General features: G+C 70.7%; 26 protein-coding genes. 14 read left to right on the top strand and 12 right to left on the bottom strand.

The features are described from left to right. Positions 1-2 precede the first annotated feature (2 nt). The gene (locus KCH87_RS18215) at positions 3-953 is read right to left on the bottom strand and encodes an NADP-dependent oxidoreductase (protein WP_210587175.1); all 951 of its coding nucleotides are present in this window, start codon (positions 951-953) and stop codon (positions 3-5) included. Between the two features lie 71 nt (positions 954-1024). Between KCH87_RS18215 and KCH87_RS18220 the strand changes: the two genes are divergently transcribed. Beyond that, a complete protein-coding gene (locus tag KCH87_RS18220; RefSeq protein WP_210587176.1) occupies positions 1025-1972 on the top strand; it encodes a GlxA family transcriptional regulator in 948 nt (315 codons plus the stop codon). Between the two features lie 36 nt (positions 1973-2008). On the opposite strand, the gene KCH87_RS18225 is transcribed toward KCH87_RS18220, so the two are convergent. Next, a complete protein-coding gene (locus KCH87_RS18225; RefSeq protein ID WP_210587177.1) occupies positions 2009-2572 on the bottom strand; it encodes a TetR/AcrR family transcriptional regulator in 564 nt (187 codons plus the stop codon). Further along, positions 2569-2931: a DUF1304 domain-containing protein gene (locus KCH87_RS18230; protein ID WP_210587178.1), complete on the bottom strand. Its 363-nt coding sequence runs from the start codon at positions 2929-2931 to the stop codon at positions 2569-2571. The genes KCH87_RS18225 and KCH87_RS18230 overlap by 4 nt, the downstream gene beginning before the upstream one ends. A 252-nt stretch (positions 2932-3183) precedes the next feature. Between KCH87_RS18230 and KCH87_RS18235 the strand changes: the two genes are divergently transcribed. Genes KCH87_RS18235 through KCH87_RS18255 form a run of 5 tightly spaced genes read left to right on the top strand, consistent with a single transcriptional unit; the run spans position 3184 to position 7486 of the window. Next, positions 3184-4872, top strand: coding sequence for an ATP-binding protein (locus KCH87_RS18235; RefSeq protein ID WP_210587179.1), 1689 nt, complete (start codon positions 3184-3186; stop codon positions 4870-4872). 5 nt (positions 4873-4877) lie between these two features. After that, the gene (locus KCH87_RS18240) at positions 4878-5288 is read left to right on the top strand and encodes a roadblock/LC7 domain-containing protein (RefSeq protein WP_015655861.1); all 411 of its coding nucleotides are present in this window, start codon (positions 4878-4880) and stop codon (positions 5286-5288) included. Beyond that, a complete protein-coding gene (locus tag KCH87_RS18245) occupies positions 5285-5656 on the top strand; it encodes a DUF742 domain-containing protein (RefSeq protein WP_210587180.1) in 372 nt (123 codons plus the stop codon). Before KCH87_RS18240 ends, KCH87_RS18245 begins: the two co-directional genes overlap by 4 nt. Further along, positions 5637-6242, top strand: a complete 606-nt coding sequence (locus KCH87_RS18250) for an ATP/GTP-binding protein (RefSeq protein WP_210587181.1) — start codon at positions 5637-5639, stop codon at positions 6240-6242. The genes KCH87_RS18245 and KCH87_RS18250 overlap by 20 nt, the downstream gene beginning before the upstream one ends. Then, the gene (locus KCH87_RS18255; RefSeq protein ID WP_210587182.1) at positions 6239-7486 is read left to right on the top strand and encodes a cytochrome P450; all 1248 of its coding nucleotides are present in this window, start codon (positions 6239-6241) and stop codon (positions 7484-7486) included. The genes KCH87_RS18250 and KCH87_RS18255 overlap by 4 nt, the downstream gene beginning before the upstream one ends. 150 nt (positions 7487-7636) lie before the next feature. Here the strand turns inward: KCH87_RS18255 and KCH87_RS18260 are convergent, their stop codons facing one another. The 3 genes from KCH87_RS18260 to KCH87_RS18270 form a co-directional block, all read right to left on the bottom strand. Beyond that, a complete protein-coding gene (locus KCH87_RS18260; RefSeq protein ID WP_210587183.1) occupies positions 7637-8668 on the bottom strand; it encodes a 7-epi-alpha-eudesmol synthase in 1032 nt (343 codons plus the stop codon). Between the two features lie 180 nt (positions 8669-8848). Then, complete coding sequence (locus KCH87_RS18265; protein WP_210587184.1) at positions 8849-10480, bottom strand: amidohydrolase; 1632 nt, start codon at positions 10478-10480, stop codon at positions 8849-8851. After that, entirely contained in the window at positions 10470-12002 is a 1533-nt protein-coding gene (locus tag KCH87_RS18270) for an APC family permease (RefSeq protein ID WP_210587185.1), read from the bottom strand. The genes KCH87_RS18265 and KCH87_RS18270 overlap by 11 nt, the downstream gene beginning before the upstream one ends. 127 nt (positions 12003-12129) lie before the next feature. Here KCH87_RS18270 and KCH87_RS18275 point away from each other — a divergent pair, with 127 nt between their 5' ends. Beyond that, positions 12130-12861, top strand: coding sequence for a TetR/AcrR family transcriptional regulator (locus KCH87_RS18275; RefSeq protein WP_210587186.1), 732 nt, complete (start codon positions 12130-12132; stop codon positions 12859-12861). 55 nt (positions 12862-12916) lie between these two features. Next, positions 12917-13381: a pyridoxamine 5'-phosphate oxidase family protein gene (locus tag KCH87_RS18280; protein ID WP_210587187.1), complete on the top strand. Its 465-nt coding sequence runs from the start codon at positions 12917-12919 to the stop codon at positions 13379-13381. A gap of 15 nt (positions 13382-13396) precedes the next feature. Here KCH87_RS18280 and KCH87_RS18285 read toward each other — a convergent pair whose 3' ends face one another. From KCH87_RS18285 to KCH87_RS18295, 3 genes are all read right to left on the bottom strand, one after another. Further along, positions 13397-14200 carry a thioesterase family protein gene (locus tag KCH87_RS18285; RefSeq protein WP_210587188.1) on the bottom strand — a complete coding sequence of 268 codons (804 nt, stop codon included), beginning with the start codon at positions 14198-14200 and terminating at the stop codon, positions 13397-13399. A gap of 111 nt (positions 14201-14311) precedes the next feature. After that, positions 14312-14641 (bottom strand): DUF4235 domain-containing protein, encoded by a 330-nt coding sequence (locus KCH87_RS18290; protein WP_210587189.1) that lies wholly within the window; start codon positions 14639-14641, stop codon positions 14312-14314. Positions 14642-14658: 17 nt separating this feature from the next. After that, a complete protein-coding gene (locus KCH87_RS18295) occupies positions 14659-15675 on the bottom strand; it encodes a glutathione S-transferase family protein (RefSeq protein ID WP_210587190.1) in 1017 nt (338 codons plus the stop codon). Between the two features lie 93 nt (positions 15676-15768). Between KCH87_RS18295 and KCH87_RS18300 the strand changes: the two genes are divergently transcribed. Then, positions 15769-16755: a cation diffusion facilitator family transporter gene (locus KCH87_RS18300; protein ID WP_210587191.1), complete on the top strand. Its 987-nt coding sequence runs from the start codon at positions 15769-15771 to the stop codon at positions 16753-16755. Positions 16756-16815: 60 nt separating this feature from the next. Here KCH87_RS18300 and KCH87_RS18305 read toward each other — a convergent pair whose 3' ends face one another. Continuing rightward, positions 16816-17265: a nitroreductase family deazaflavin-dependent oxidoreductase gene (locus tag KCH87_RS18305; RefSeq protein ID WP_210587192.1), complete on the bottom strand. Its 450-nt coding sequence runs from the start codon at positions 17263-17265 to the stop codon at positions 16816-16818. Positions 17266-17462: 197 nt separating this feature from the next. Between KCH87_RS18305 and KCH87_RS18310 the strand changes: the two genes are divergently transcribed. Then, entirely contained in the window at positions 17463-17945 is a 483-nt protein-coding gene (locus KCH87_RS18310) for a nuclear transport factor 2 family protein (protein WP_210587193.1), read from the top strand. On the opposite strand, the gene KCH87_RS18315 is transcribed toward KCH87_RS18310, so the two are convergent. Next, the gene (locus tag KCH87_RS18315; protein ID WP_210587194.1) at positions 17905-18537 is read right to left on the bottom strand and encodes a LysE family transporter; all 633 of its coding nucleotides are present in this window, start codon (positions 18535-18537) and stop codon (positions 17905-17907) included. The genes KCH87_RS18310 and KCH87_RS18315 overlap by 41 nt on opposite strands. 422 nt (positions 18538-18959) lie before the next feature. Here KCH87_RS18315 and KCH87_RS18320 point away from each other — a divergent pair, with 422 nt between their 5' ends. Then, on the top strand, positions 18960-20147 hold the full coding sequence (locus KCH87_RS18320; protein WP_210587305.1) for a cytochrome P450: 1188 nt from the start codon (positions 18960-18962) through the stop codon (positions 20145-20147). 12 nt (positions 20148-20159) lie between these two features. After that, complete coding sequence (locus KCH87_RS18325) at positions 20160-20357, top strand: ferredoxin (protein ID WP_210587195.1); 198 nt, start codon at positions 20160-20162, stop codon at positions 20355-20357. Positions 20358-20370: 13 nt separating this feature from the next. Here the strand turns inward: KCH87_RS18325 and KCH87_RS18330 are convergent, their stop codons facing one another. Next, positions 20371-20925 (bottom strand): TetR/AcrR family transcriptional regulator, encoded by a 555-nt coding sequence (locus tag KCH87_RS18330; protein WP_210587196.1) that lies wholly within the window; start codon positions 20923-20925, stop codon positions 20371-20373. A 93-nt stretch (positions 20926-21018) separates the two neighbouring features. On the opposite strand from KCH87_RS18330, the gene KCH87_RS18335 reads away from it, so the two are divergent. Beyond that, positions 21019-21477, top strand: a complete 459-nt coding sequence (locus KCH87_RS18335) for a nuclear transport factor 2 family protein (RefSeq protein WP_210587197.1) — start codon at positions 21019-21021, stop codon at positions 21475-21477. 9 nt (positions 21478-21486) lie between these two features. After that, positions 21487-22017, top strand: coding sequence for a flavoprotein (locus KCH87_RS18340; RefSeq protein WP_210587198.1), 531 nt, complete (start codon positions 21487-21489; stop codon positions 22015-22017).

Consider the following 22017-nt stretch of genomic DNA (forward strand, 5'->3'; position numbering starts at 1 on the left):
CGTCAGTCGACCAGCAGGACCAGCTTCCCCGTGGTCCGGCCGGTGTCGCCGAGTTCATGCGCCTTGGCGGCATCGGCCAGCGGGAAGGTCCCGGCGATCGTGGCGCGCAGCTTGCCCGCCTCGACGAGGTCCGCGATCGCCTCCATGTCGGAGTGCGAGGCGTCGACCAGCATCCTGAGCGCCCGTACGCCAAGCCGCTCGGCCTCTTCGTAGAGCTCGTCCGAGCCGACGGGCAGGATCGAGACCAGGAGCCCGCCCGGGCGCAGCACGCGCAGCGAGCGGAGGCCGTCGTCGCCGCCGATCGTGTCCAGGACCACGTCGACGTCCCGCACGGCCTCGGCGAAGTCGGTCGTCCGGTAGTCGACGGCCTCGTCCACGCCGATCTCGCGCAGGAACTCGTGCTTGCGCGCGCTCGCGGTGCCGATCACATACGCGCCCCGGGCCTTGGCGATCTGCACGGCCACATGACCGACGCCACCCGCCGCGGCGTGGATCAGCACCCGCTGCCCGGGCTGCACGTCCGCGTACTCGACGAGCGCCTGCCAGGCGGTCAGGGACACCAGGGGGAGCGCGCCCGCCTGTGTGTGGTCGATCGAGGCCGGCTTGCGGGCGAACCAGCGCGCCGGGGCGGTGACGTACTCGGCGTGCGAGCCGTGGCCGAACGGGTACGACAGCATGCCGAAGACCTCGTCGCCGGGCTGGAAGCGGGCGACGCCGATACCGACCGCCTCGACCGTGCCGGAGACGTCCCAGCCGAGGACGAAGGGCGGCTTGCCGAGGAAACCGCCGGTGGCGCGGTGCTTCCAGTCGGTCGGGTTGACTCCGGCGGCGCGTACCCGGATCAACACCTCGTTGGTGCGCGGCGCGGGCCGCTCGATCTCCACTTCCTTCAGGACCTCGGGGCCGCCGAGGACGTCCTGGCTGATGGCTCGCATCGTGTTCACAGTGCTCATGGTGGTACAGCCTGCCGGGGGCCGCCCCTCAGGAAAATGGCATGATTGCCAAGCTTCGATAGGATCGTGCCATGAGAGATGTGCACCGGGTCGTGGTCCTGGCCCTCGACGGCGTCTATCCCTTCGAGCTCGGCATCCCCAGCCGGATCTTCGGCGCCGCCGACGGCCGGTACGAGGTGCTGACCTGCACTGTCGACGGACGTCCGGTGCGGACCAACGCCGACTTCACGGTCACCGTGGAGCAGGGTCCCGAGGTGCTGGCCACAGCCGACACCGTGATCGTCGCGTCGATCTCGCCGTCCCACGTCACCTCGGAGCTGACGGACGAGGTGGCGGCCGCCCTCGCAATGATCCGGCCCGCGGCGCGCATCGTCTCCATCTGTACCGGCGCGTTCGTGCTCGCGGCGGCCGGACTGCTCGACGGCCACACCGCGGCCACGCACTGGAACATGGCCGACTCGTTTCGGAGCATGTTCCCGCACATCGCCCTCGACCCGGAAGTGCTCTTCGTCGACGACGACCGGATCCTGACCTCCGCCGGAGCCGCCTCCGGAGTGGACGTCTGCCTGCACCTGGTGCGCAAGGACCACGGCAGTGAGCTGGCCAACGCGGTGGCCCGGCGTTGCGTGGTGCCGCCCTTCCGGGACGGCGGCCAGGCCCAGTACATCGAGCAGCCGGTTCCCGAGAACGGGGCCGCGAGCACGTCCGCCACCCGCGCCTGGGCCCTCGAACGCCTCGACGAGCCGCTCACGCTGACCGACCTCGCCACGCACGCCCGGATGAGCCTGCGCACCTTCGCCCGCCGCTTCCACGACGAGGTCGGCCTCAGTCCCGGCCGCTGGCTGATCCAGCAGCGCGTGGCCCGGGCCCGGCATCTGCTGGAGGCCAGCGACCTGTCCGTGGACCAGATCGCCGGCCGGGTCGGCTTCGCGACCGGAGCCTCCCTGCGCCAGCACCTGCACACGGCCATCGGCGTCTCGCCGCAGGTGTACCGGCGTACGTTCCAGGCGACTCGCTGAACGCGTGGTGTCGAGCCGGGACCGGGGCAGCGTGACTCAGCGGCTGGCGTGCAGGGCGACCAGCAACTGCCAGACCTGGTCGGCGACTTCCTCGGGAGACCCCTCGACCAGCCCGTGCAGCCAGTCGGCCAGCACCCCGGCGAAGGTCGCGGCGACCGCGGAGGCGATCAGCGGTGCGTCCGCCGCGCCCACGAGCCGGCGCTCGGCCAGACTGCGGGCCCGTAGATCCCGGTGCAGGACACGGCCGAGCGGACCACCGCCGCCCGGGCTCAACAGGGCGCGGTACAGGGCCGTGTGCGGGGCGAGGCCGGCGAAGAACGCCGGCAGCGCGGCGGGCGCGTGCACGGGATCGGGCCGGCCCCGCCAGGCGTGCAGCGCATCCACGGCGTCCCGTACGACGTCCGCGCAGGCGTCCACCGCCAGGGCCTCCAGGTCGGCGTAGTGGACGTAGAACGTGGCCCGGCCGACACCGGCCCGGCGCACCAGCGAGGCGACCCCGACCTCCTCCAGCGGCCGCTCGGCGCACTCCGCGAGGAGAGCCTCGCGCAGGCGCGCCCGGGTGCGGGCCGCCCGCGGGTCCTCGGGCACGCCGCGGGTCACTGCGCGACGAGGACGGCGGCCAGGGCGAGCGCACCGGGCAGTGCCTGCGCGACCAGGATGCGGATGTTCGCGGTGACCGCGCCGAACACGCCCGCGACCACGACACAGGACAGGAAGAACACCTGCACCCTGAACCCGGTCGGATCCGCGGCGATCAGCCCCCACACCAGACCCGCCGCGAGAAACCCGTTGTAGAGCCCCTGGTTTGCAGCCATGGGCGCGGTCGCCCGCGCCATCTCACGGTCGAAACCGTGGAACGACCTGCCCGGCTTCTTCTGCCAGAGGAACATCTCCATCACCAGGATGTACGCGTGCAACGCGGCCACCAGACCGACCAGCACGCTCGCGACTGTCTCCATGCCCCACCTCTGTTTTCTGGACGACTGTCCACTATAGCTGGACGACTGTCCATGAAGTTCCGCTGGCGGAGAGTGACGGAATCCTCACTTCCGGGAGGCCCTGAGGTTGATCCTTTTGCCTTCGAACCCGATAAGCTCCCCTTCGGCGCTGCGAGTTGACGCGGTGACGATCCGTCGTCTCGCGGTGCGTACTCATGAGTGCGGTCTCTTGCACACCCCCCGTTGTTCGTCGTGTTGCTTCGAAGGATGCAGATGGAACTCGCCACTCCGCCGCCGGCGGCGCGGGCCCCTGTCGCCTGGTACAGCTGGTGGCTGATGCCGCTGGCCCTGGGAGGCGGGACGGTTGCCGCCACGTTCATGAGCTCGGAGCGAATAACCGCGACCGTCGCCGGTGTCGCGGCGACGGCGGCGAGCTCCGTGTGCGTACGGCTGTTGATTCGCACCCGCACTCAACTGCACCGCGCGGAGAGCTCCTTCCGCACCTCGCAGGCCGAGCACTCCCAGCAGTGGCAGCAGCATGTGGCAGGCCTCGAGCGGAAGAACTCCGCCGAACGTGCCGCCCAGGAAGACCGGTTCGCGGACCAGGCCGGCGCCTATGAGGCCCGCCTCGGCGAGCAGGCACAGGCATATGAGGCGCGACTCGCCGACCAGATGAAGTCGTACGAGGCACAGCTCGCCGACCAGGCCGAGGTCTGGCAGGAGCAGCTGGCGCACCAGCTCGCCGCGGTCGCCCGGCTCGCCGACGAGCAACTGCCCGAGTCGCTGGACCGGCTGCGTTCCGGTGACGCCATCGACGACATCCTGCCGACGGTCAACCAGTGCGCGAAGGTGGGCGCCGACCTCCAGGCCGAGCTGCGCAAGCTGCTGAGGACCGCACTGATCGGCGTGGAGCGGGAGTTCGACCGCTCGACCTCCGCCGAACAGGCCGTCATCAGCATCGGCAACCGCATCCACGTCCTGACCAGCAAGCTGCGCGGCCGACTGCACGAGATGCAGGGTGAGCACGGCCGGCTGCCGGCCGTGGCGCGGGGCCTGATGGAGCTCGACCAGGAGATCGGCCCCGCCGACTGCCTGGCCGCCAGCATCGGTGTGCTCGGCGGTTCGGACCGGCCCGGCCGGCAGTGGCAGGAGCCGCAGCGGCTGCTCAGCGTGGTGCGCGGAGGCATCGGCCGGATCAAGGACTTCCACCGCGTCGACGTACGCCATCTGCCCGAACTGGGCGTCGACGGCGGCCTGGTGGACCACCTCACGCTGATCTTCGCGCACCTCCTGGACAACGCTGCCCGCTACTCGCCGCCCACCGAACCGGTCGTCGTCTCCGGCAAGGAGGTCCCGAACGGCGTCGGCATCGAGATCCAGGACTCCGGCAAGGGCCTGAGCGAGGAGAAGAAGCGCGAGGCCGAACAGGCCCTCGCCGGCACCGAGGGCGGTCCGGGCCTCGGCGGTATCTCCGAGGACGCCAACATCGGTCTGCGCGTCGTCGGTGCCCTCGCCCGCCGTTATGGCATCCGTGTCACCTTCGCGGACTCGCCCTGGCTCGGCACCTCGGTGGTCGTCGTGGTCCCGCACAAGTACTTCAACCCGCTCCCCGCGACCACTCAGGCCCTCGCCGCCCCCGCGGCCCAGTCCGTCGCGCCCGCTCCGGCCCGCGAACCGGCCCCCGCCGAAGCCGTGGCCGAGCCCGTCGTCAGCGACATCGACACGACACCCGGCGGGCTGCCCCGGCGCCGGAGCAAGCGAGGCGAGGCGGCCCTCCACGAGCCGGCCGAGCGCGCCGAGCGGACCGGGGGGACCACCGTCTCCGCGGTCCCGCCGGACGCGTCCTTCGCCGGCCTGGCTGCCTTCGCCACCGCCGGACGCGAGCACGGAGAGACCGGCGAGGCGGTTGCCACGGCCGACGGCCGCGAGTCCGCCGAGCCCCGCACTGAAGAGAGCGACTAGTCCACATGACGCAACAGGGAACCGACGTGAGCTGGGCGCTCCGCGATCTGGTGGAGTCCATCCCGGAGATCCGCTTCGCCCTCGTGGCCTCCAGTGACGGCAAGGCCATCACCTCCTACGGCGCCGAAGACCCCGACGACGTGGACCGCTTCGCCGCCGTGGTGGCCGGCCTACAGGCGCTGGCCCAGCCGGTCGCCGAGCAGTTCCCCAAGTACGCGGGGCAGTTGAGGCTCGCGATGATCGAGGTCGACGGAGGCCATCTCTTCGTCGTCCGCGCGGGTGTGGAGACGTACCTCGGTGTCCTGGCCCGCGAGGGCCTCGACCAGGGGCTGCTCGGACACCAGATGAGGGATCTGGCCCGCAGGATGGGTGAGCTCCTCGGCACCACTCCGCGGCTGGAGGAGCACTCTGGATGAGTGCTCCCCGTCGGCCCACGGACCCCTCCGGTCTCGAGCGTTACTACGTCGTCACCAGGGGACGTAGCGGACCGGTCGGTTCGGCGTCGAGTCTCGACGTGGCCACCCTCATCGTGTCCCGCGCCGCCCCCGTACCGGGTATGCAGCACGAGCACGAGGACATCCTCCGGCGCTGCCGCGATCCGCTGTCGGTGGCCGAACTCGGCGCCCACCTCGGATTGCCCTTCAACATTCTCGCGGTGCTGCTGACGGATCTGCTGGAGGCAGGCCGCGTCGAAGCCCGTGACCCCATCCCGGCGCACAACGCCGGTCGCGGGCCCGACCTCGCGCTCCTTGAGGAGGTACTCAGTGGACTTGAAAGGCTTTGACCATCCCGGCCGGCCGACCGGTGACGGCACCCGCTCGGTGAAGGTGATGATCGCCGGCGGCTTCGGCACCGGGAAGACCACCCTGGTCCGCTCGGTCAGCGACATCAAGCCGCTCACCACCGAGGAGACCCTCACCCAGGCCAGCGCCGACGTCGACCACCTGATCGGCGTCGCCGACAAGACGGAGACCACCGTCAGCCTGGACTTCGGCAAGATCGGTATCAACGAGAAGCTGGTCCTCTACCTGTTCGGCACGCCGGGCCAGGAGCGGTTCTGGTTCCTGTGGAACGGCCTGTTCAAGGGCGCGCTCGGCGCGGTCGTCCTGGTGGACACCAGGCGGCTGGCCTCCAGCTTCCGGGCGATCGAGGAGATGGAGCGCCAGGAGGTTCCCTTCGTGATCGCGCTGAACGTGTTCCCCGACTCCCAGGAGCACCCCATCGACGAGATACGGGACGCCCTCGACATCGCCCCGCACATCCCGATCGTGGCCTGCGACGCCCGCGACCGGGCCTCCAGCCGTGACGTACTCGTCGCCCTGATACGTCACTTGAAGGAACGCTCGGCCGTCTCAGTGGAGTCCCGATGAACGACCAGACCTTAGACGGTTCCGACGCGCCGGGCGGCTGCCCCGTCGCCCACGGCGAGGGCTTCACCCGGCTGTACGGCCCCGAGTCCGCGACCGACCCGCAGGGCATCTACGCGCGACTGCGCAAGGAGCACGGTGCCGTCGCACCGATCCTGCTGGAGGGCGACGTCCCGGCCTGGCTGGTGCTCGGCTACCGGGAGAACCGGCGCGTGCTGGACAACCCCCTTCAGTTCAGCCGGGATTCACGGATCTGGCGGGACTTCAACGACGGCCGGGTCGACCACGCCTCACCGCTCCTACAGATGGTCGGCTGGCGTCCCGACTGTGTCTCGCAGGACGGCGAGCCGCACCGCAGGCTGCGCGGTGCCGTCACCGACAACCTTCAGGCCGTCGCGGGCCGCGGTATCCGCCGCCATGCCACGCACTTCGCGAACAAGCAGATCGATGCGTTCGCGGGTGAGGGCCGCGCCGATCTGGTGGCCGACTTCGCCGAGCATCTGCCCATGCTGGTGCTCACCCGGCTCCTGGGGCTCGCCCAGGGCGAGGGACGCAGCCTCGCCGAGTCCTGCGCCCAGGTCATCAAGGGCGGCGCGGACGCCCTGGAGCACAACGACCGCATCATGGGAATCCTCGGCGAGCTGGCCGAGCGCAAACGCGCGGAGCCGGGCTCCGACTTCACCACCGGGCTCATCGGGCACCACTCGGGCCTCGACGACGACGAGATCGTCCAGCATCTGCGTCTGGTGCTGATCACCGCACACACCACCACCAGCAACCTGCTGGCCCGGGTGCTGCAACTGGTCCTCACCGACACCGCCTGGCTCTCCGGGCTGGTGAGCGGGCAGCTCAACATCTCCGGAGTGGTGGAGGAGGTGATGTGGAACACGCCGCCGCTCGCCGTGCTGCCGGGGCGTTTCGCCACCGCCGACCTCGAACTCGGAGGCTTCCCCATCAAAGAGGGGGACCTGCTGGTCCTCGGGCTGGCCGCAGGCAACCTGGACCCGGAGATCAGGCCGGACGCCGGCGTCTCCGTCCAGGGCAACCAGTCGCACCTGGCGTTCAGCGGGGGACCGCACGAGTGCCCGGGCCAGAACATCGGCCAGGCCATCATCGAAACGGCCGTGGACGTCCTGCTCCACCGCCTTGTGGGCCTCCGCCTGGCCGTCCCACCGGAGGACCTCACCTCGACGGCCTCCACCTGGGAGTCCCGACTGGACAGCCTGCCGGTCGAGTTCGCAGTCTGAGCAGAACAGATGAACTCCGTTGCGTACAGCGCCCCGTCAGGGGCGCGGGGAACTGCGCGACCAGCCCCCACCGGCCCGCAGCCAAGCGAACCGCACATCCCGCGGAGCGCCCGGCTGCCCGGCCGGACCACCAGCCGGGCAGCCGGGAGGTCACACGGCAAGCAGGTCGTCCACCGACCCCCGCCCGGCCAGCTCGGCCGCAGCCGCCGGCCCCTCCTTGGCCTCCGCATAACGGCCAGTGACCAGCGCCCACTCGTAATTGCCGTTGATCCAGTGCTGGATGGCCTCCACGCCCATCTGCACCCGTGACCGCTCACCGGCGTCGAGGCCGAGCTCGGCGCACATCTGGGGCACACGTGCCTGGAGTTCGAGGTACTCGTCGAGGCAGTCGGTCGTCATGCGGTACGCCTCCTGGGCCGCCTCCTCCCACGAGCAGCCCCGCTCCCGGTGCAGCACGGCGATGAGGTTGTGACCGTCCCCGCGACGCCGCTCGCGCTCGAAGGAGTGGATGTCGTTCATGAACCCGATGGTGTCCGAGGCCAGATCACGCATCCGCTCCATCAGCGGGTGCGCCATCGCCTGCGCGGGCACTTCGAAGCCACGGCTGCGCTCGCCCGCGTCGATGCTGTGGTGGATGCCGACCGTACGGCGCCGGAACTCGGCGTACTCGTCGAGCCCCAGCGTGCCGGCCAGACCCCGGGCCGCCAGGTCGACCTCCTCGCAGTGCGCCACGAGGAAACGCCCCCAGGATGCGGCGAAACGCGTCCGCCATGTCAGGGGCATGCCATCCGAAAGATGTTTCCAGACCTCCGTCCAGGCTTCGGTGATCGGGCAGAAGACCCGCGGCCGGGTGCCCGCCGGACGCAGGGGCGTGACGATGAGTTCACGCGCGACCTCCGCTATCCGGTCGGCGCGGTCCGGCTGATTCGCGTCGAACTGGTCGTCGAAGAGGAAGGCGAGGGAGAACCAGTTCATCAGGACGATCATGTCGTCGGCCGAGGCGTACGGGTAGGTGCGGGCGGCGGCCTGGGGCAGGTCCCACGACTTGTACTCCTCGAAGCCCGCCTGGCTGCGCACCAGGCCCATGTCCCAGATCCAGCGCAGATGCCGCTGCCGGGCGTATTCGAGGTGCTCGCTGACGGGGGTGTCGAAGGGCAGGTCGAACCTGACGTCCTGAGGCATGCGCTTCCTTTCGGGAGACGGAACGCAGAGTCCCCCCACTCCTGCGAACGGGCGGTCGCGACGACCGCCCGTGCACTCGAACTCCGCTTCGCGATACGAAAGTTGAACCGAGAAGCGGTACGAGACTGCCCAGAGCGTAAATGATCTATACCGTAACCGGACGGTGATCTGTGTTACTGCTCATGCCTGTTGAGCTGCGTATACTCGCGCGCCCCCCACATAAGTGAGAGTTACACGAGTATCCGCGAGCGCGTCCGTCGGCCCGTCGAACGGATCCCGGTCCAGCACCACGAGATCCGCGAGCGCGCCCTCGCTCACCCGGCCCGTGTCGTCGAGATGGTTCACATACGCCGAGCCCGCGGTGTACGCGGTCAACGCCTCGGCGAGAGCGAGGCGTTCGGCAGGCAGGAACACGGCCGCGTCGGCGCCCGGTGCCACGCGGTTCACCGCGACATGGATCCCCTCCAGTGGATCGGGACTGCTCACCGGCCAGTCGCTGCCCGCGGCGAGCCGGGCACCGGAGCGCAGCAGCGCACCGAACGGGTATTGCCACGCCGCCCGTTCGGGGCCCAGGAAGGGGATCGTCAGCTCGTCCATCTGGGGTTCGTGCGCGGCCCACAGCGGCTGGATGTTGGCGGTGGCGCCGAGCCGGGCGAAGCGCGGTACGTCGTCGGGCTGCACGATCTGAAGATGCGCCAGGTGGGGCCGCGTGTCGCTCGGTCCGTTCGCGGCGCGCGCGGCCTCGACGGCGTCCAGCGCGTCGCGCACGGCCCGGTCGCCGAGGGCGTGGAAGTGGCACTGGAAGCCGAGTGCGTCCAACTCCGCCACGTACTTGGGCAGTTGGGAGCGGTCGATGAAGCTGGTGCCCCGGTTGGCGGTGGCGCATCCGCACCGGTCCAGGTAGGGGTCCAACAGGGCGGCGGTGCCGGTCTCGGCGACCCCGTCCAGCATCAGCTTCACGGTGGAGGCGCGGAACCGCCCGTGGGTCAACGCGTCCCGCTTCTCGACGAGTTCGGGGATCTGCTCGGCTCCGCGCTCACGGTCCCACCACAGGGCGCCGACCACTCGGGCGGTGAGCGAGCCGTCGCGGGCGGCGGCGACATACGCCTCGGAGGGATCGGCCATGCCGAGGAAGTCCCCGACCAGCGCGTCTTGCCAGGCCGTGATGCCGAGGGCGTGCAGATGGCGCTGGGCGTGCAGCAGGGCCGCCTTCCGGTCGGCGTTTGTGGCGGGCGGAGTCAGCCGTCCGACTAGTTGCATCGCGCCTTCCTGGAGCGTCCCGCTGGGCACACCGGAGGCGTCTCGTTCGATCCGCCCGTCGGCCGGGTCGGGCGTGTCGCGCGTGATCCCGGCGAGCGCAAGGGCGCGGCTGTTCACCCAGGCGCCGTGGTGGTCGCGGTTGGGCAGGTACACCGGCCGGTCGGGGACGACCGCGTCCAACAGCTCCTTCGTCGGCGTACCGCCCTCGAAGGCCTCCATGGACCAGCCGCCGCCGGTGATCCACTCCCGTTCCGGGTGTGCGGCGGCGTACGCGCGTACGGCGGCCACGGTCTCGTCCGCCGTCCGGGTGCCGGTCAGATCGCACTGGGTGAGTTCCAGACCGGCCGGCACCGGGTGGACGTGCGCGTCCTGGAAGCCGGGCAGCAGCAACCGTCCGGCGAGGTCGACCACTTCGGTGCGGGGCCCGGCGAGGTCGTGCACCTCGTCGTGCCCGACGGCGGTGATGCGGTCGCCGGTGACGGCGACGGCGGTGGCGGTGCGGCCCTCGGGGGTGAGGACGGGGCCGCCGGTGAAGAGGAGGTCAGCGTGCATGATCCGTTTCCTGGTAGGTCTGCTGCGGTGTGGCGAGCAACTGGGGCGCGTCGGCGTCACTGCCCTCGCCGGTGCGGAAGTACGGCGATCTGCGCACCCACTTGGCCCACGCGGCGGCCACGAAGCCCGACGCGATCATCACCAGGGGAGTGAGCAGCAGGAACCATCCGTTGTCCGCACGGAGTTCGAGATGGTCGGTGGAGGTGTAGAACGACCAGCAGAGATAGCCGCCGAGGCTCAGCAGCGCGGCGGCGCTCAGCGCCGGCAGCACCACGGCCCGTACGCCCTGTCGCCAGTCCTCGCGCAGCAGCGAGCGGAAGCGCACGGCGGCCGCAAGTGCGGTGAGTGCGTAGGACAGGGCGACCACGATGCCCACGGCGCTCACCGTCGCCATGATCATGTCCGCGAGCCGGGGGATCACCAGGGCGAGCGCCGCGACCGCCGTGGCAGTCGCGCCGATCAGCAGCGTCCCGGCGGCCGGAGTCCCGTACCGGGAGCTGACCTTGGACCACACCGGACCGAGCGTACGATCCCGGCTCATCGCGAACATCCCCCGGGCCGTCGGGATCACCCCGGCCTGAAGCGAGGCCACCGCCGAGAACATCAGGGCGACCAACGGCAGTGCGGCGAGCGGCTGCGCGGCCAGCCGCTCCCCGAAGAAGGCCAGCCCCTCGGCGCCGTGACCCGCCAACTCCTCCTCGGACAGCACCCGTTGGAAGGCGACGGAGCCGAGCAGGAAGAGTGCGAGCATGGTGACGAGGGTGATGATCCCCGCCTTGGAGGCGTCCCGTGGGTTGCGCACCTCCTCGTTGACACTGAACGCGGCCTCGAAGCCCCAGTAGCAGAACACCGAGAGCAGCAGGCCCTGCGCGAGCGCCGACGCCGAGGGGATCGCGAACGGGTCGAACCAGCTCCAGCTGAAGGGGTGCGGCCCGGTGACGATGCCGTAGCCGCAGAAGGCGAGCAGAACGACGTACTCGAAGACGAGCAGTCCGGCCTGGAGGCGCGCCGCGGTCCGTATGCCGGTGACGGCGGTGAGCGTGACCGCGGCCAGGATGAAGACGCCCACCGCGGTGGTCTGCGCTGTCGACCCCGGGTCCAGCGAGAGCCCGCCCAACTCGTGTAGCCCGGCGTCTCCGGCCAGTTGGAGGATCGCCGACCCGGTGACGGCCGTGGTGTACGCGAGGAACGCGACCGTGGCCACGATCTGCACCCAGCCGACCAGGAAGCCCAGCCAGGGGGTGAGGGAACGGCCCACCCACACATAGCCGTTGCCCGCGTTCGGCTCGACCCGGTTGAGCCGGGAGTAGGCGCCCGCGATGCCCAGGATCGGCAGGAAGGCCAACAGCATGATCGCGGGCAGGTGGAGTCCGACCACCCCGGCGGTGACCCCGAGGCCGATTCCGATGCTGGTGGTCGCGGCCGTGCTGGACGCGGCGATGGCGACGCCGTCCATGACGCCGAGGGACTTGCGCAGCACGGGCCGCGCGGGAGGGTCGACCCCATAGGGCTTGTCGGTCATGGCCAGCTCTCCGCTCGCACCGGGGGGCCTGGTCGGCCCCGGTGAGGCGACATGAAACTGGCCGGGGGGTTAACAGGTCAACGGTGTTGTCATAAGGTGCGTCCACCGGCCCCTCCTGGAGGCACCCATGACCGAACGCGTCGTCGCGCCCGCAGCCAGGCAGCGCAGACGCCCCACCAAACAGGGCGTCGTCCTCTCCGAGGAACTGATCGTCGCCACAGCCCTGAGGCTCATCGAGGAACACGGCGCCGAGGCCCTCTCGGTCCGCCGCCTGGGCCGGGCCCTGGGCGCGGACCCCAGCTCGCTGTACCGCTACTTCCGGCACACCGACGACCTGATGCTCGCCGTCGCCGACGAACTGATCGGCCGTACGCTGCGGATCTGGCGGCCCACCGGCGACTGGCGCGCCGACCTGCGTGACCTCGGGCTGCGCATGCACGCCGGGGCGCTCGCCCACCCCCGGGCGGCGGTGCTCAGCTCGCACCGGGTGACCGGGCGGGCCCATGAGATCCAGGCCGTGGAGACCATCATCGGCGTGCTGCGCGAGGCGGGTTTCCCCGACGCCGAGGCGGTGCGGATCTACCACGCCTTCGTCGACCAGGCCCTCGCCTTCGCCGCCCTCGACTCCGCGGAGAGAGTGCTGCCGAAGGCCGCGCGCGACGCGGAGGCGGCCGTATGGCGGGCCACTTACGCGCGGCTGCCCGCGGACACCCACCCGCACATCGCCGCGACGGCGCGTCATCTCATGGCGGACATGCGGCACAGCTCCTATCCGGCGGCCCTGGACCTGCTGCTCGGCGCCGCGGCGGCCCGACTCGACGAGTTCCGGGCACGGGAGGGCCAGGGACGGTCACACTGAGCGGCATCCGCTCGTCATGTCCGTACGACAACCCGTGTCAGGAGGCACTTCGACGATGACCCCACCGCCCGCACGCCCCGCCAAGCAGCGCAAGCAGGACACGCTGCACCGACTCGAGCACGACGTCGACGCCTGGGTCGCGACGGCCGGCGGCGACGGCGGACTCCCGTATCTCGTGCCGCTGTCCTTCCGCTGGGACGGCTCGACGCTGCTCATCGCCACACCGCCGAACAGTTCGACCGGCCGGAACCTGCGTGAGACCGGCAAGGCGCGCATCGGGATCGGACCGACCCGGGACGTGGTGATCGTCGAGGGCACGGTCCAGACGGTGCCGCCCGCTGAACTGTCCGAGGAGGAAGGCGATCTCTTCGCGGCCCGGACCGGCTTCGAACCGCGCCGGCTCTCCACCCCCTACCTGTACTTCCGTATCCACCCACAGCGCGTGCAGGCCTGGCGCGAGGCCGATGAACTCGACGGACGCGACCTGATGCGGGACGGGGAGTGGCTGGTGGCCGACTGAATGCGGTGACGCGGTTCAGTCACCGGCCAGCGGGCGGACGGTGAGGATCTGTTCGGCGTGGCCGACGGGTCCGCGGAGGTCATGCAGGACGCTGCTGGTGAGCCCCTGTCCCGACGGGCCGAAAGTGACGGTGGTGTCCAGTCCGGTCCACGGTCCTTCCGGCTGTCGGTGCAGATGGATCGTCAGGTCGAGGTTCGGGAACATCCACGCGGTGGGGTCCTGCTGCACGGCGATGCCGTTCGCGGTGTCCACGAGCGCGATGTAGGAGGCGAGGGCACTGCTCGGCTCGCCCGCGACCAGGTCGACGGGCGAGGAGATCCAGGCCGCCGTGCGCCCCTTGCGGGCCGGAGGCATTCGGCGGACGTCGATGGACGCGATGTAGCCGCCGTTCCACCTTTCGTTCATGGGCCAGGGAGTGAGTTCCTCGGGGGCAGGGAGCCGCTCGTGAGGGCTGTCGGCGACGGCAGAGGTGTCCAGGGACGCCAGCAGCCAGGCACGGGCGCGGACGACCGGACGGCCGCCGATGCCCACGGTCGCTTCGAGGAGTTCGATGGTCCGGCCGGGACGAACGGTCTCGACGGTGATCTCGCACTCGTCGAGGGCGATGCGGCCGAGGATGTCGTAGCTGATCCTCGCGAGCACGAGATTCCCCGGTCGCGTGGCGAGGTGCCGTTCGACGGCGTGCACGATGAGCCCCGCCAGTGGGCTGAAGTGCTGTTCATCGGCGTTCCACGCACCCCCCGCGTGAGCCGTGGGTTTGTAGGAGAGTTCGCCCGTCCGCTCGAAGTAGCTCTCACGCGCGGCGACGCCTGTGGTCACGGGATCCGTCTCCTAGAGCTGGGCAGGTACTGCATTGAGTAGCTGCATCTGCCACGCATCGTATGGAGTGCCACGCTCGCCGGTCACCGTGATCTGACGCACAAGCGTGTCCTAGGCCGCCTCGGCCTTCTTGTCGGACTTCTTGTTCTTGTCGTCCGAGGAGGGCCAGACGCCGGTGGAGCGCTCGACGGCCTTCGCGCCCGTGCGGTTCACGGCGCTGCGCACCACGGCGAAGATGGCGCCCTGAAGCGCGGCGGCCAGCAGGATCTCGCCCCAGCCGCGCTCCCGGTCCAGCGGGTCGGGTGCGTCGTCCTCGTGCCGGATCGCCTTCCACGTCGTCCTGAAGGCGAGTCCCGCCAGCGCCCCGCCCGCCCAGCCGATCACGAACCCGAGGGGCTTGTAGGCGAGGGGGAGTTTGAGTTTCTGCTGCTTCTTGCCCACGACTGCCTCCTGTGTGGTCAGGGCCGCCCTCGCGCCGGAACCTCCTCGGCCGCGGGCACCGGCCCGGGCGGCGTACCCTCGCCGAACGGCCGGCCGCCCAGCCGCTCCCGGTGATGCGGGGTCCGCCAGCCGGACAGGTCCGGTCCGAGGGGCACGACGGCGGTCGGATTGATGCCGGTGTGCACCTGGTAGTAGTGCCGCTTGATGTGGTCGAAGTCGACGGTGTCACCGAAACCGGGTGTCTGGTAGAGGTCGCGGGCGTATGCCCACAGCACCGGGTTCTCCGACAGCTTCCAGAGGTTGCACTTGAAGTGGCCGTGATAGACGGCGTCGAAGCGCACCAGCGTGGTGAACAGCCGGATGTCCGCTTCGGTGATCGTGTCGCCGACCAGATAGCGCTGCCCCGCCAGCCGCCGCGACAGCAGGTCCAGCCGCCGGAACAGGCCCGCGCAGGCCGCCTCGTACGTCTCCTGGTCCGCGGCGAACCCGGCCCGGTACACGCCGTTGTTGACATCCTCGTAGACGTCCGCCATGACCGTGTCGATCTCGTCCCGCAGCGCCCGCGGGTACAGATCGGGCGCCCCGTCCCGGTGCAGCGCCGTCCACTCCGTGGCGAGGTCCAGGGTGATCTGCTGGTAGTCGTTGGTCACCAGCTTCCCGCTCGGTACGTCCACGATCGCGGGCACGCTCACACCGCCCGGGTAGCCGGTCTCGCGCCGGTCGTACGCCTGCTTGAGGAAACCGATGCCGAGCACCGGATCACGGCCGTCGGGGTCGAGTGTGAAGCGCCAGCTGCGGTCGTCCTGGATCGGGTCCGCGACGGCCAGTGACAGGGTGTCCTCCAGGCCCAGCAGCCGCCGGGAGATCACCGCCCGGCTCGCCCACGGACAGGCACGGCTCACCGCCAGCCGGTAGCGGCCCGGCTCCACCGGCCAGCCGTCCCGGCCGTCCGCGGTGATCCGGTCCGTGAAGTGGGCCGTCGACCGCTTGAAGGGCTTCCTGCCGTAGGCGCTGTTGCCGTCGTCCCCGCTCATGACACGACTCCTCACTGCCGACTACCACTCTGGCTTCCCTGATTTCCGCAGACGAGACGGTGTGAGCCGAATCGAGAAGGGCAGTCGGCGAAGGTGAGTGGGAATCCCTCGAATCCCTCGAAACCCTCGAAGCGGAAGGCCGACCGCAAGACACGCGTCACCGTACTGGTGGCGCTCGCCGCCAATCTGGTGATCGCGGTGGCCAAGGCGATCGGCGGCCTCTTCGCGGGATCGCCCGCCCTGTTGTCGGAGGCGGCGCACTCCGTTGCCGACAGCATGAACGAGGTGTTCCTGCTCGCCGCCCTGCGCCGCAGCCGCCGCCCCGCCGACGAGCGCCACCCCTTCGGTTACGGCAAGGAACGGTACTTCTGGTCGCTGCTCGCGGCCGTCGGGATCTTCGTCATGGGCGGCTGCTTCTCCTTCTTCCAGGGCTTCGAGGCCTTCAGGAACGGCGCCGAGGAGAAGCTCAGCGGATATGTGGCGGGTCTGATCGTGCTGGGTGTCGCCTTCGTCGCCGAGGGTGCCTCGCTGACACGGGCGCTGTACCAGGCACACCTCCAGGGCGGCCGCGACCGTCTGCGCGACCCGGCCCTGCGCACGGTGATCGCCGAGGACGGCACCGCGGTCCTGGGCGTGACCCTGGCCGCGGCGGGCATGGCGCTGCACATGGTCACCGGGCAGGTGGTGTGGGAGGCCTCCGCGTCGCTCGCGATCGGCACGCTGCTGGTGTACGTCGCCTACCGGCTGGGCCGCGACGCGCGCGACCAGCTGATCGGGGAGGCCGCCGACCCGGAGGCCGCCGAGCGGATCCGGGCCGTGCTGGAGGCGCAGCCCGAGATCGACAGCGTGGAGGCGCTGTACACGATGAAGGTCGGGCTCGACACGGCCCTGGTCGCCGCCCGTGTCGACCTGGTGCCCGGCATGGACAGCGAACGGGTCGAGGAGGTCGCCGTACGCATCAAGCGCACCGTCGACCGTACCGTCCCCGAGGCGGGCGAGATCTTCCTGGACGTGACCGACCGGCCCGCCCAGGAGGCACGTGAGAGCCCCGCCGCGACGGGGGAGCGCGGCGGGGCCTGACGCACGGATGCCCTACGGGTCCGGGTTCATGCGTCCCGCGGGGCAAGATTCTTCACGCGGTCACCCGCCGGCGGCCGGCTCCAGCACGAACACCGGGATCTCCCGGTCCGTCTTCTTCTGGTAGTCGGCGTACGGCGGATACGCCGCCACGGCACGCTCCCACCACTCGGCCTTCTCCGCGCCGGTCACCTCACGGGCCGTCATGTCCCGCTTGACCGGGCCGTCCTGGAGCTCCACATGGGGGTCGGACTGGACGTTGAAGTACCAGACGGGGTGCTTGGGAGCGCCGCCGAGCGAGGCGACCACGGCGTAACGCCCCTCGTGCTCGACGCGCATCAGCGGCGTCTTGCGCAGCTTGCCGCTCCTCGCGCCACGGGTCGACAGCAGAATGACGGGCAGCCCCGTGTCCAGCAGGGTCGTTCCCTTGGTGCCGCCGGAGCTCTCGTACAGCTCCACCTGTTCACGCACCCACTGCGTCGGGCTGGGTTCGTACTCGCCCTCAAGAGGCATGGCATCCGTCCCTTTCTCGGCTATTGACAGGCACCACTCTTCAACACCGGTGCGTGCGGGATTCATCCACACCACGCGCCGTTCGAGTTCTCTTTCGGCCCACGGCGACTACCTCAGGGGTAATCGACCCTGCGGAGTCCTCCGGGCACAGTCGTCAGCGGCAACTACGACCCGCCCGCCGAACGAGAGGCCCACTCATGACGACGACCACCGCCACGACGACCCGTGCCGTCGTCGAGGAGCTGCTGAAGCGCATCGGACAGGGCGACCCGGAGCGGATCGCCGAGCTGTATGCCGAGGCCGGCGACTGGAAGCTGAGCTGGCCCATGGACGAGCACGGCCGCACCGTCCTCCCGTGGATCCGGCCCCGCTCAACCCGCGCCGACGCGGCGGCCCATTTTCGGGACCTGGCCGCCCACCACGTCCCGGGACAGGGGGCCACGGAGATCGAGCGCGTCCTGGTCGACGGCGCCGATGCCGTGGTGCTCGGCGAGATCCGGCAGACCGCCGCCGCCACCGGGCGCGCGTACCGGGCGAGGTTCGCGCTGCACCTCACCGTCGAGGACGGGCTGGTCGTGCGCCACCATGTGTACGAGGACAGCCTCGCCGTCGCCCGGGCCTTCGCGGAACAGCCGTCCGTCACGCCGGCGACACGACCATCCGTACGGCCAGCGCCATGATCACGCAGCTCGACACCAACGCCGTCACGAGCCGCCCCCGCCGGCCCGTCAGCGCCCGGCCGAGCAGCGCACCGCCCCCGGCGAGCACCAGCTGCCAGCTCGCGGACGCCACGAAGGCGGCCAGGACGAACACCGCTTGTTCCAGGGGCCGGACCGCGTCCGAGGCCCGGGTGCCGAGCACGAGGGCCGCGAAGTAGATCACGGTGGTGGGGTTGAGGAGGGTGATGCCGAGCAGCCCCAGATACGCCCGCGCGGGGCTCGGGGGCGGCGGCGCGGAACGGGTGGCCTGCCGCCGGCCGCGGTACTGCCGTACGGCCGTACTCGCACCCCAGACCGCCAGCGCGACCAGCACCACGACGGAGGCCCAGCGCAGCGGCGCGAGGGCCGGCAGCAGGGCGGCGGCGAGCGCGGCACCCCCGAGCGTCGCCACCAGGGCGTAGAGCCCGTCGGCGGTCGCGATGCCGAGCGCGGCGCAGGAGCCGGTCCGCAGGGACGTGCGGGCGGTGAGGGAGACGAGGTAGGTCCCGACGGCGCCGACCGGCACGGCGATGCCGTAGCCCGCGATCAGCCCGGAGACGAGCGCGCCGGTCATGACGCGACGGGCGTCGGCCTCCGGGGGCGGCCGGGCTGCTGCTGGAACCGCACCGGAGAAGCGGCGGCGGTCAGTGACAGGAAGGCGGGGATCGCGGACATGGCCGGATTCTGGGGTTCGTGCCCCGCCACCGGCAACCGAATTTCCCCGCCACAGACGGGGCGTTGGAAGGACGTCGTCATCGGCCCAGCCGGGGCACCGAAGCGGAACGTCATGGACAGAAGCCGGAGTTGCAGGGGAAGGCGGGTCCGGAAGTGGTCCGGCGACCGGTGCCGGCGTCGCTGATGCCCCCTCGTCCGGGCGGCGATCCCCGGCCACATTCCCAGGCGGGGTCAACTGGCCGAACTTGTCGTGGTCGTACTAGGTGCCCTGGGCATCTAATGGCGGACGGAACGACGCACACCTTCGTCTGCGAGGTCTCCATGACGGAAACGGAACCCGTCGCCTTCCCCCAGGACCGGACCTGCCCGTACCAGCCACCGACCGCCTACGACCCGCTGCGCGCCGCGCGTCCGCTGACCCGTGTCGCGCTCTTCGACGGCCGCCCGGCCTGGCTGGTCACCGGGCACGCCCTCGCCCGCAACCTGCTCGCCGACCCACGTCTGTCGACCGACCGCACCCATCCGGACTTCCCGGCGCCCACCGCCCGATTCGCGGCGGTGCGCAACCGCAGGACCGCGCTGCTCGGCGTCGACGACCCCGAGCACCGCACCCAGCGGCGGATGATGATCCCCAGCTTCACCCTCAAACGCGCCACCGAACTCCGCCCGCGGATCCAGCGGATCGTGGACGAACGGCTCGACGCGATGATCGCGCAGGGACCGCCCGCCGAGCTGGTGACCTCCTTCGCGCTGCCCGTGCCCTCGATGGTGATCTGCGCACTGCTCGGCGTCCCCTACGCCGACCACCACTTCTTCGAGGGACAGTCACGACGGCTGTTGCGGGGCCCGACGGCCGCCGACACCCAGGACGCGCGCGACCAACTCGAGGCGTACTTCCATGAGTTGATCGACAGCAAGCAGAAGGAGCCCGGCGACGGCATCCTCGACGAACTCGTCCAGCTGAGCGACGGGACGCCGTCCCGCGAGGAGCTGATCTCCCTGGCGGTCATCCTGCTGGTCGCGGGACACGAGACGACCGCCAACATGATCTCGCTGGGCACCTACACGCTCCTCCAGCACCCCGAACGCCTGACGGAGTTGCGCGCGGATCCGGCGCTGCTCCCCACCGCGGTCGAGGAGCTGCTGCGCCTGCTGTCGATCGCCGACGGGCTGCTGCGCCGCGCCACCGAGGACATCGAGGTGGACGGCACGACGATCCGCGAGGGTGACGGTGTCCTCTTCTCGACGTCGGTCATCAACCGCGACGAGACCGTCTACGCCGATCCCGACGCCCTGGACTGGCACCGTTCGGCCCGCCACCACGTGGCGTTCGGCTTCGGTATCCACCAGTGCCTCGGCCAGAACCTGGCCCGTGCCGAGCTGGAGATCGCCCTGCACGCCCTGTTCGACCGCCTGCCCGAGCTCCGTCTCGCCGCCCCGGCGGCCGAGATCCCCTTCAAACCCGGCGACACGGTCCAGGGGATGCTGGAACTCCCCGTGACCTGGTAAGAGGCTCCCCTCATGCACATCGACATCGACACGGACGTCTGCATCGGCGCGGGCCAGTGCGCCCTGGCCGCCCCGGGCGTCTTCATCCAGGACGACGACGGATTCAGCACCCTGCTGCCCGGCCGGGAGGGCGGCGGCGACCCCATGGTGCGCGAGGCGGCCCGGGCCTGTCCGGTCGGCGCCATCACGGTGTCCGATACGGCGAGTTGAACCCGGCCCGCCTTCATCGGCGGGATGCGAGCAACAGCCGTACCGCCTCCCGTGCCTGAGCCGCGGGCGCCGTGCTCCCGGTGATCCCCGCCGTGACCATGGCGCCCTCGGCCAGCAGATACACGCCCGAAGCGAGCGCGGGGTCCAGCCCCGCCTCGTCCACCAGCACCCCGATGTAGTCCCGGAACGCCTGCTTGTGCGCCCGGACCCGTTCGGCCACCCGAGTGGATGTCGCGCCCAGCTCGCCGTACGAGTTGATCCACGCGCAGCCGCGGAAGTCGGCCTCGCCGAACCACCGCTCCAGCCAGTCGAAGACGGCCGGGATCCGCTCCTTGGGATCCTCGTGCCCTTCCACGAACTCGGCCAGTCGCCCGCGCCAGCGCACGTCCCGGCGCTCCAGATACGCCTCGACCAGCTGCTCCTTCGCCGGGAAGAGCTGATAGAGCCGCTTGAGCGAGACCCCCGACGCACCGCGGATGCCGTCCATGCCGACGGACTGGATGCCCCGTCCGTAGAACAGCTCCTCCGCGGCGTCCAGTACCTGCTCCCGGGCGACTGCGCTGTCCATGAAACGACCACTCCTTGACGCGAGAACGAGCGTTCTCCTACGGTAGCAGCCGACCCGGAGAACGCACGTTCTCCGCATGACCGAGGAGGAGCCGTGACCGATCGCCCGCCCCTGCCGCCGTTCACCCGGGAGACCGCCGCACAGAAGGTCCAGGCCGCCGAGGACGCGTGGAACACCCGTGACCCGCACCGGGTCTCGCTCGCCTACTCGGAGGACTCGGTCTGGCGCAACCGCGACACCTTCGTCACCGGCCGCCCGGAGATCGTCGAGTTCCTCACCGCCAAGTGGGAGCGCGAGCGGGACTACGCGCTCCGCAAGGACCTGTGGGCCTTCGACGGCGACCGCATCGCGGTCCGCTTCCAGTACGAGTGCCGCAACGCCGACGGTCAGTGGTGGCGCTCGTACGGCAACGAGCTCTGGGAGTTCGACGCGCACGGGCTGATGACCCGGCGGGAGGCCAGCATCAACGACGTGCGGATCGAGGAGCACGAGCGCCGCATCTCCGGCCCCCGGCCGGAAGCCGAACGGGGGCTGTCCTTCCCGCTTGAGTAGGGTTCCCGCGTGACCGAACAGGACGGGAAGCCTTTCCTCTACGTCGTCGTCTGCGCGGCCGGGATCGCCGCGGACGTCAGCAAGCTGATCACCGCCGCGCAGGAACGGGACTGGGAGGTCGGCGTCATCGCGACACCCGTCGCCCTGGGCGGCTTCTTCGACACCGCGGCGGTCGAGGCGCAGACCGGTCGCCCCGTCCGCTCCGCCTGGCGGACGCCCGGCGATCCGCGCCCCTTCCCGCCGCCCGACGCCGTCGTGGTCGCGCCCGCCACCTTCAACACCGTCAACAAGTGGGCGGCGGGCCTCGCCGACACCCTCGCCGTGGCCACCCTGTGCGAGGCGTACGGCCTCGGTGTCCCCGTCGCCGTACTGCCGTGCGTCGCCGACGCGTTGGCCGCCCACCCCGCCTACAACGACAGCATCGTCCGGCTGCGAGGCATGGGCGTCCGCTTCGGCGAGCCGTATTCGGGGGAGCCGGACGAGCACGGCAGGCGGCCGGAGTTCGGCTGGGAACGGGCACTGGACCTTCTCGACCCCTGA

This window comes from Streptomyces sp. GESEQ-35 (genome assembly GCF_017948485.1).
Lineage (GTDB): Bacteria > Actinomycetota > Actinomycetes > Streptomycetales > Streptomycetaceae > Streptomyces.

Excerpts from the sequence above, each read along its gene's own strand:
- KCH87_RS18215 (WP_210587175.1), bottom strand. The coding sequence starts at position 953 with ATGAGCACTGTGAACACGATGCGAGCCATCAGCCAGGACGTCCTCGGC.
- KCH87_RS18220 (WP_210587176.1), top strand. The coding sequence starts at position 1,025 with ATGAGAGATGTGCACCGGGTCGTGGTCCTGGCCCTCGACGGCGTCTAT.
- KCH87_RS18230 (WP_210587178.1), bottom strand. The coding sequence starts at position 2,931 with ATGGAGACAGTCGCGAGCGTGCTGGTCGGTCTGGTGGCCGCGTTGCAC.
- KCH87_RS18235 (WP_210587179.1), top strand. The coding sequence starts at position 3,184 with ATGGAACTCGCCACTCCGCCGCCGGCGGCGCGGGCCCCTGTCGCCTGG.
- KCH87_RS18240 (WP_015655861.1), top strand. The coding sequence starts at position 4,878 with ATGACGCAACAGGGAACCGACGTGAGCTGGGCGCTCCGCGATCTGGTG.
- KCH87_RS18245 (WP_210587180.1), top strand. The coding sequence starts at position 5,285 with ATGAGTGCTCCCCGTCGGCCCACGGACCCCTCCGGTCTCGAGCGTTAC.
- KCH87_RS18255 (WP_210587182.1), top strand. The coding sequence starts at position 6,239 with ATGAACGACCAGACCTTAGACGGTTCCGACGCGCCGGGCGGCTGCCCC.
- KCH87_RS18260 (WP_210587183.1), bottom strand. The coding sequence starts at position 8,668 with ATGCCTCAGGACGTCAGGTTCGACCTGCCCTTCGACACCCCCGTCAGC.
- KCH87_RS18265 (WP_210587184.1), bottom strand. The coding sequence starts at position 10,480 with ATGCACGCTGACCTCCTCTTCACCGGCGGCCCCGTCCTCACCCCCGAG.
- KCH87_RS18270 (WP_210587185.1), bottom strand. The coding sequence starts at position 12,002 with ATGACCGACAAGCCCTATGGGGTCGACCCTCCCGCGCGGCCCGTGCTG.
- KCH87_RS18275 (WP_210587186.1), top strand. The coding sequence starts at position 12,130 with ATGACCGAACGCGTCGTCGCGCCCGCAGCCAGGCAGCGCAGACGCCCC.
- KCH87_RS18280 (WP_210587187.1), top strand. The coding sequence starts at position 12,917 with ATGACCCCACCGCCCGCACGCCCCGCCAAGCAGCGCAAGCAGGACACG.
- KCH87_RS18295 (WP_210587190.1), bottom strand. The coding sequence starts at position 15,675 with ATGAGCGGGGACGACGGCAACAGCGCCTACGGCAGGAAGCCCTTCAAG.
- KCH87_RS18305 (WP_210587192.1), bottom strand. The coding sequence starts at position 17,265 with ATGCCTCTTGAGGGCGAGTACGAACCCAGCCCGACGCAGTGGGTGCGT.
- KCH87_RS18310 (WP_210587193.1), top strand. The coding sequence starts at position 17,463 with ATGACGACGACCACCGCCACGACGACCCGTGCCGTCGTCGAGGAGCTG.
- KCH87_RS18315 (WP_210587194.1), bottom strand. The coding sequence starts at position 18,537 with ATGACCGGCGCGCTCGTCTCCGGGCTGATCGCGGGCTACGGCATCGCC.
- KCH87_RS18320 (WP_210587305.1), top strand. The coding sequence starts at position 18,960 with ATGACGGAAACGGAACCCGTCGCCTTCCCCCAGGACCGGACCTGCCCG.
- KCH87_RS18325 (WP_210587195.1), top strand. The coding sequence starts at position 20,160 with ATGCACATCGACATCGACACGGACGTCTGCATCGGCGCGGGCCAGTGC.
- KCH87_RS18330 (WP_210587196.1), bottom strand. The coding sequence starts at position 20,925 with ATGGACAGCGCAGTCGCCCGGGAGCAGGTACTGGACGCCGCGGAGGAG.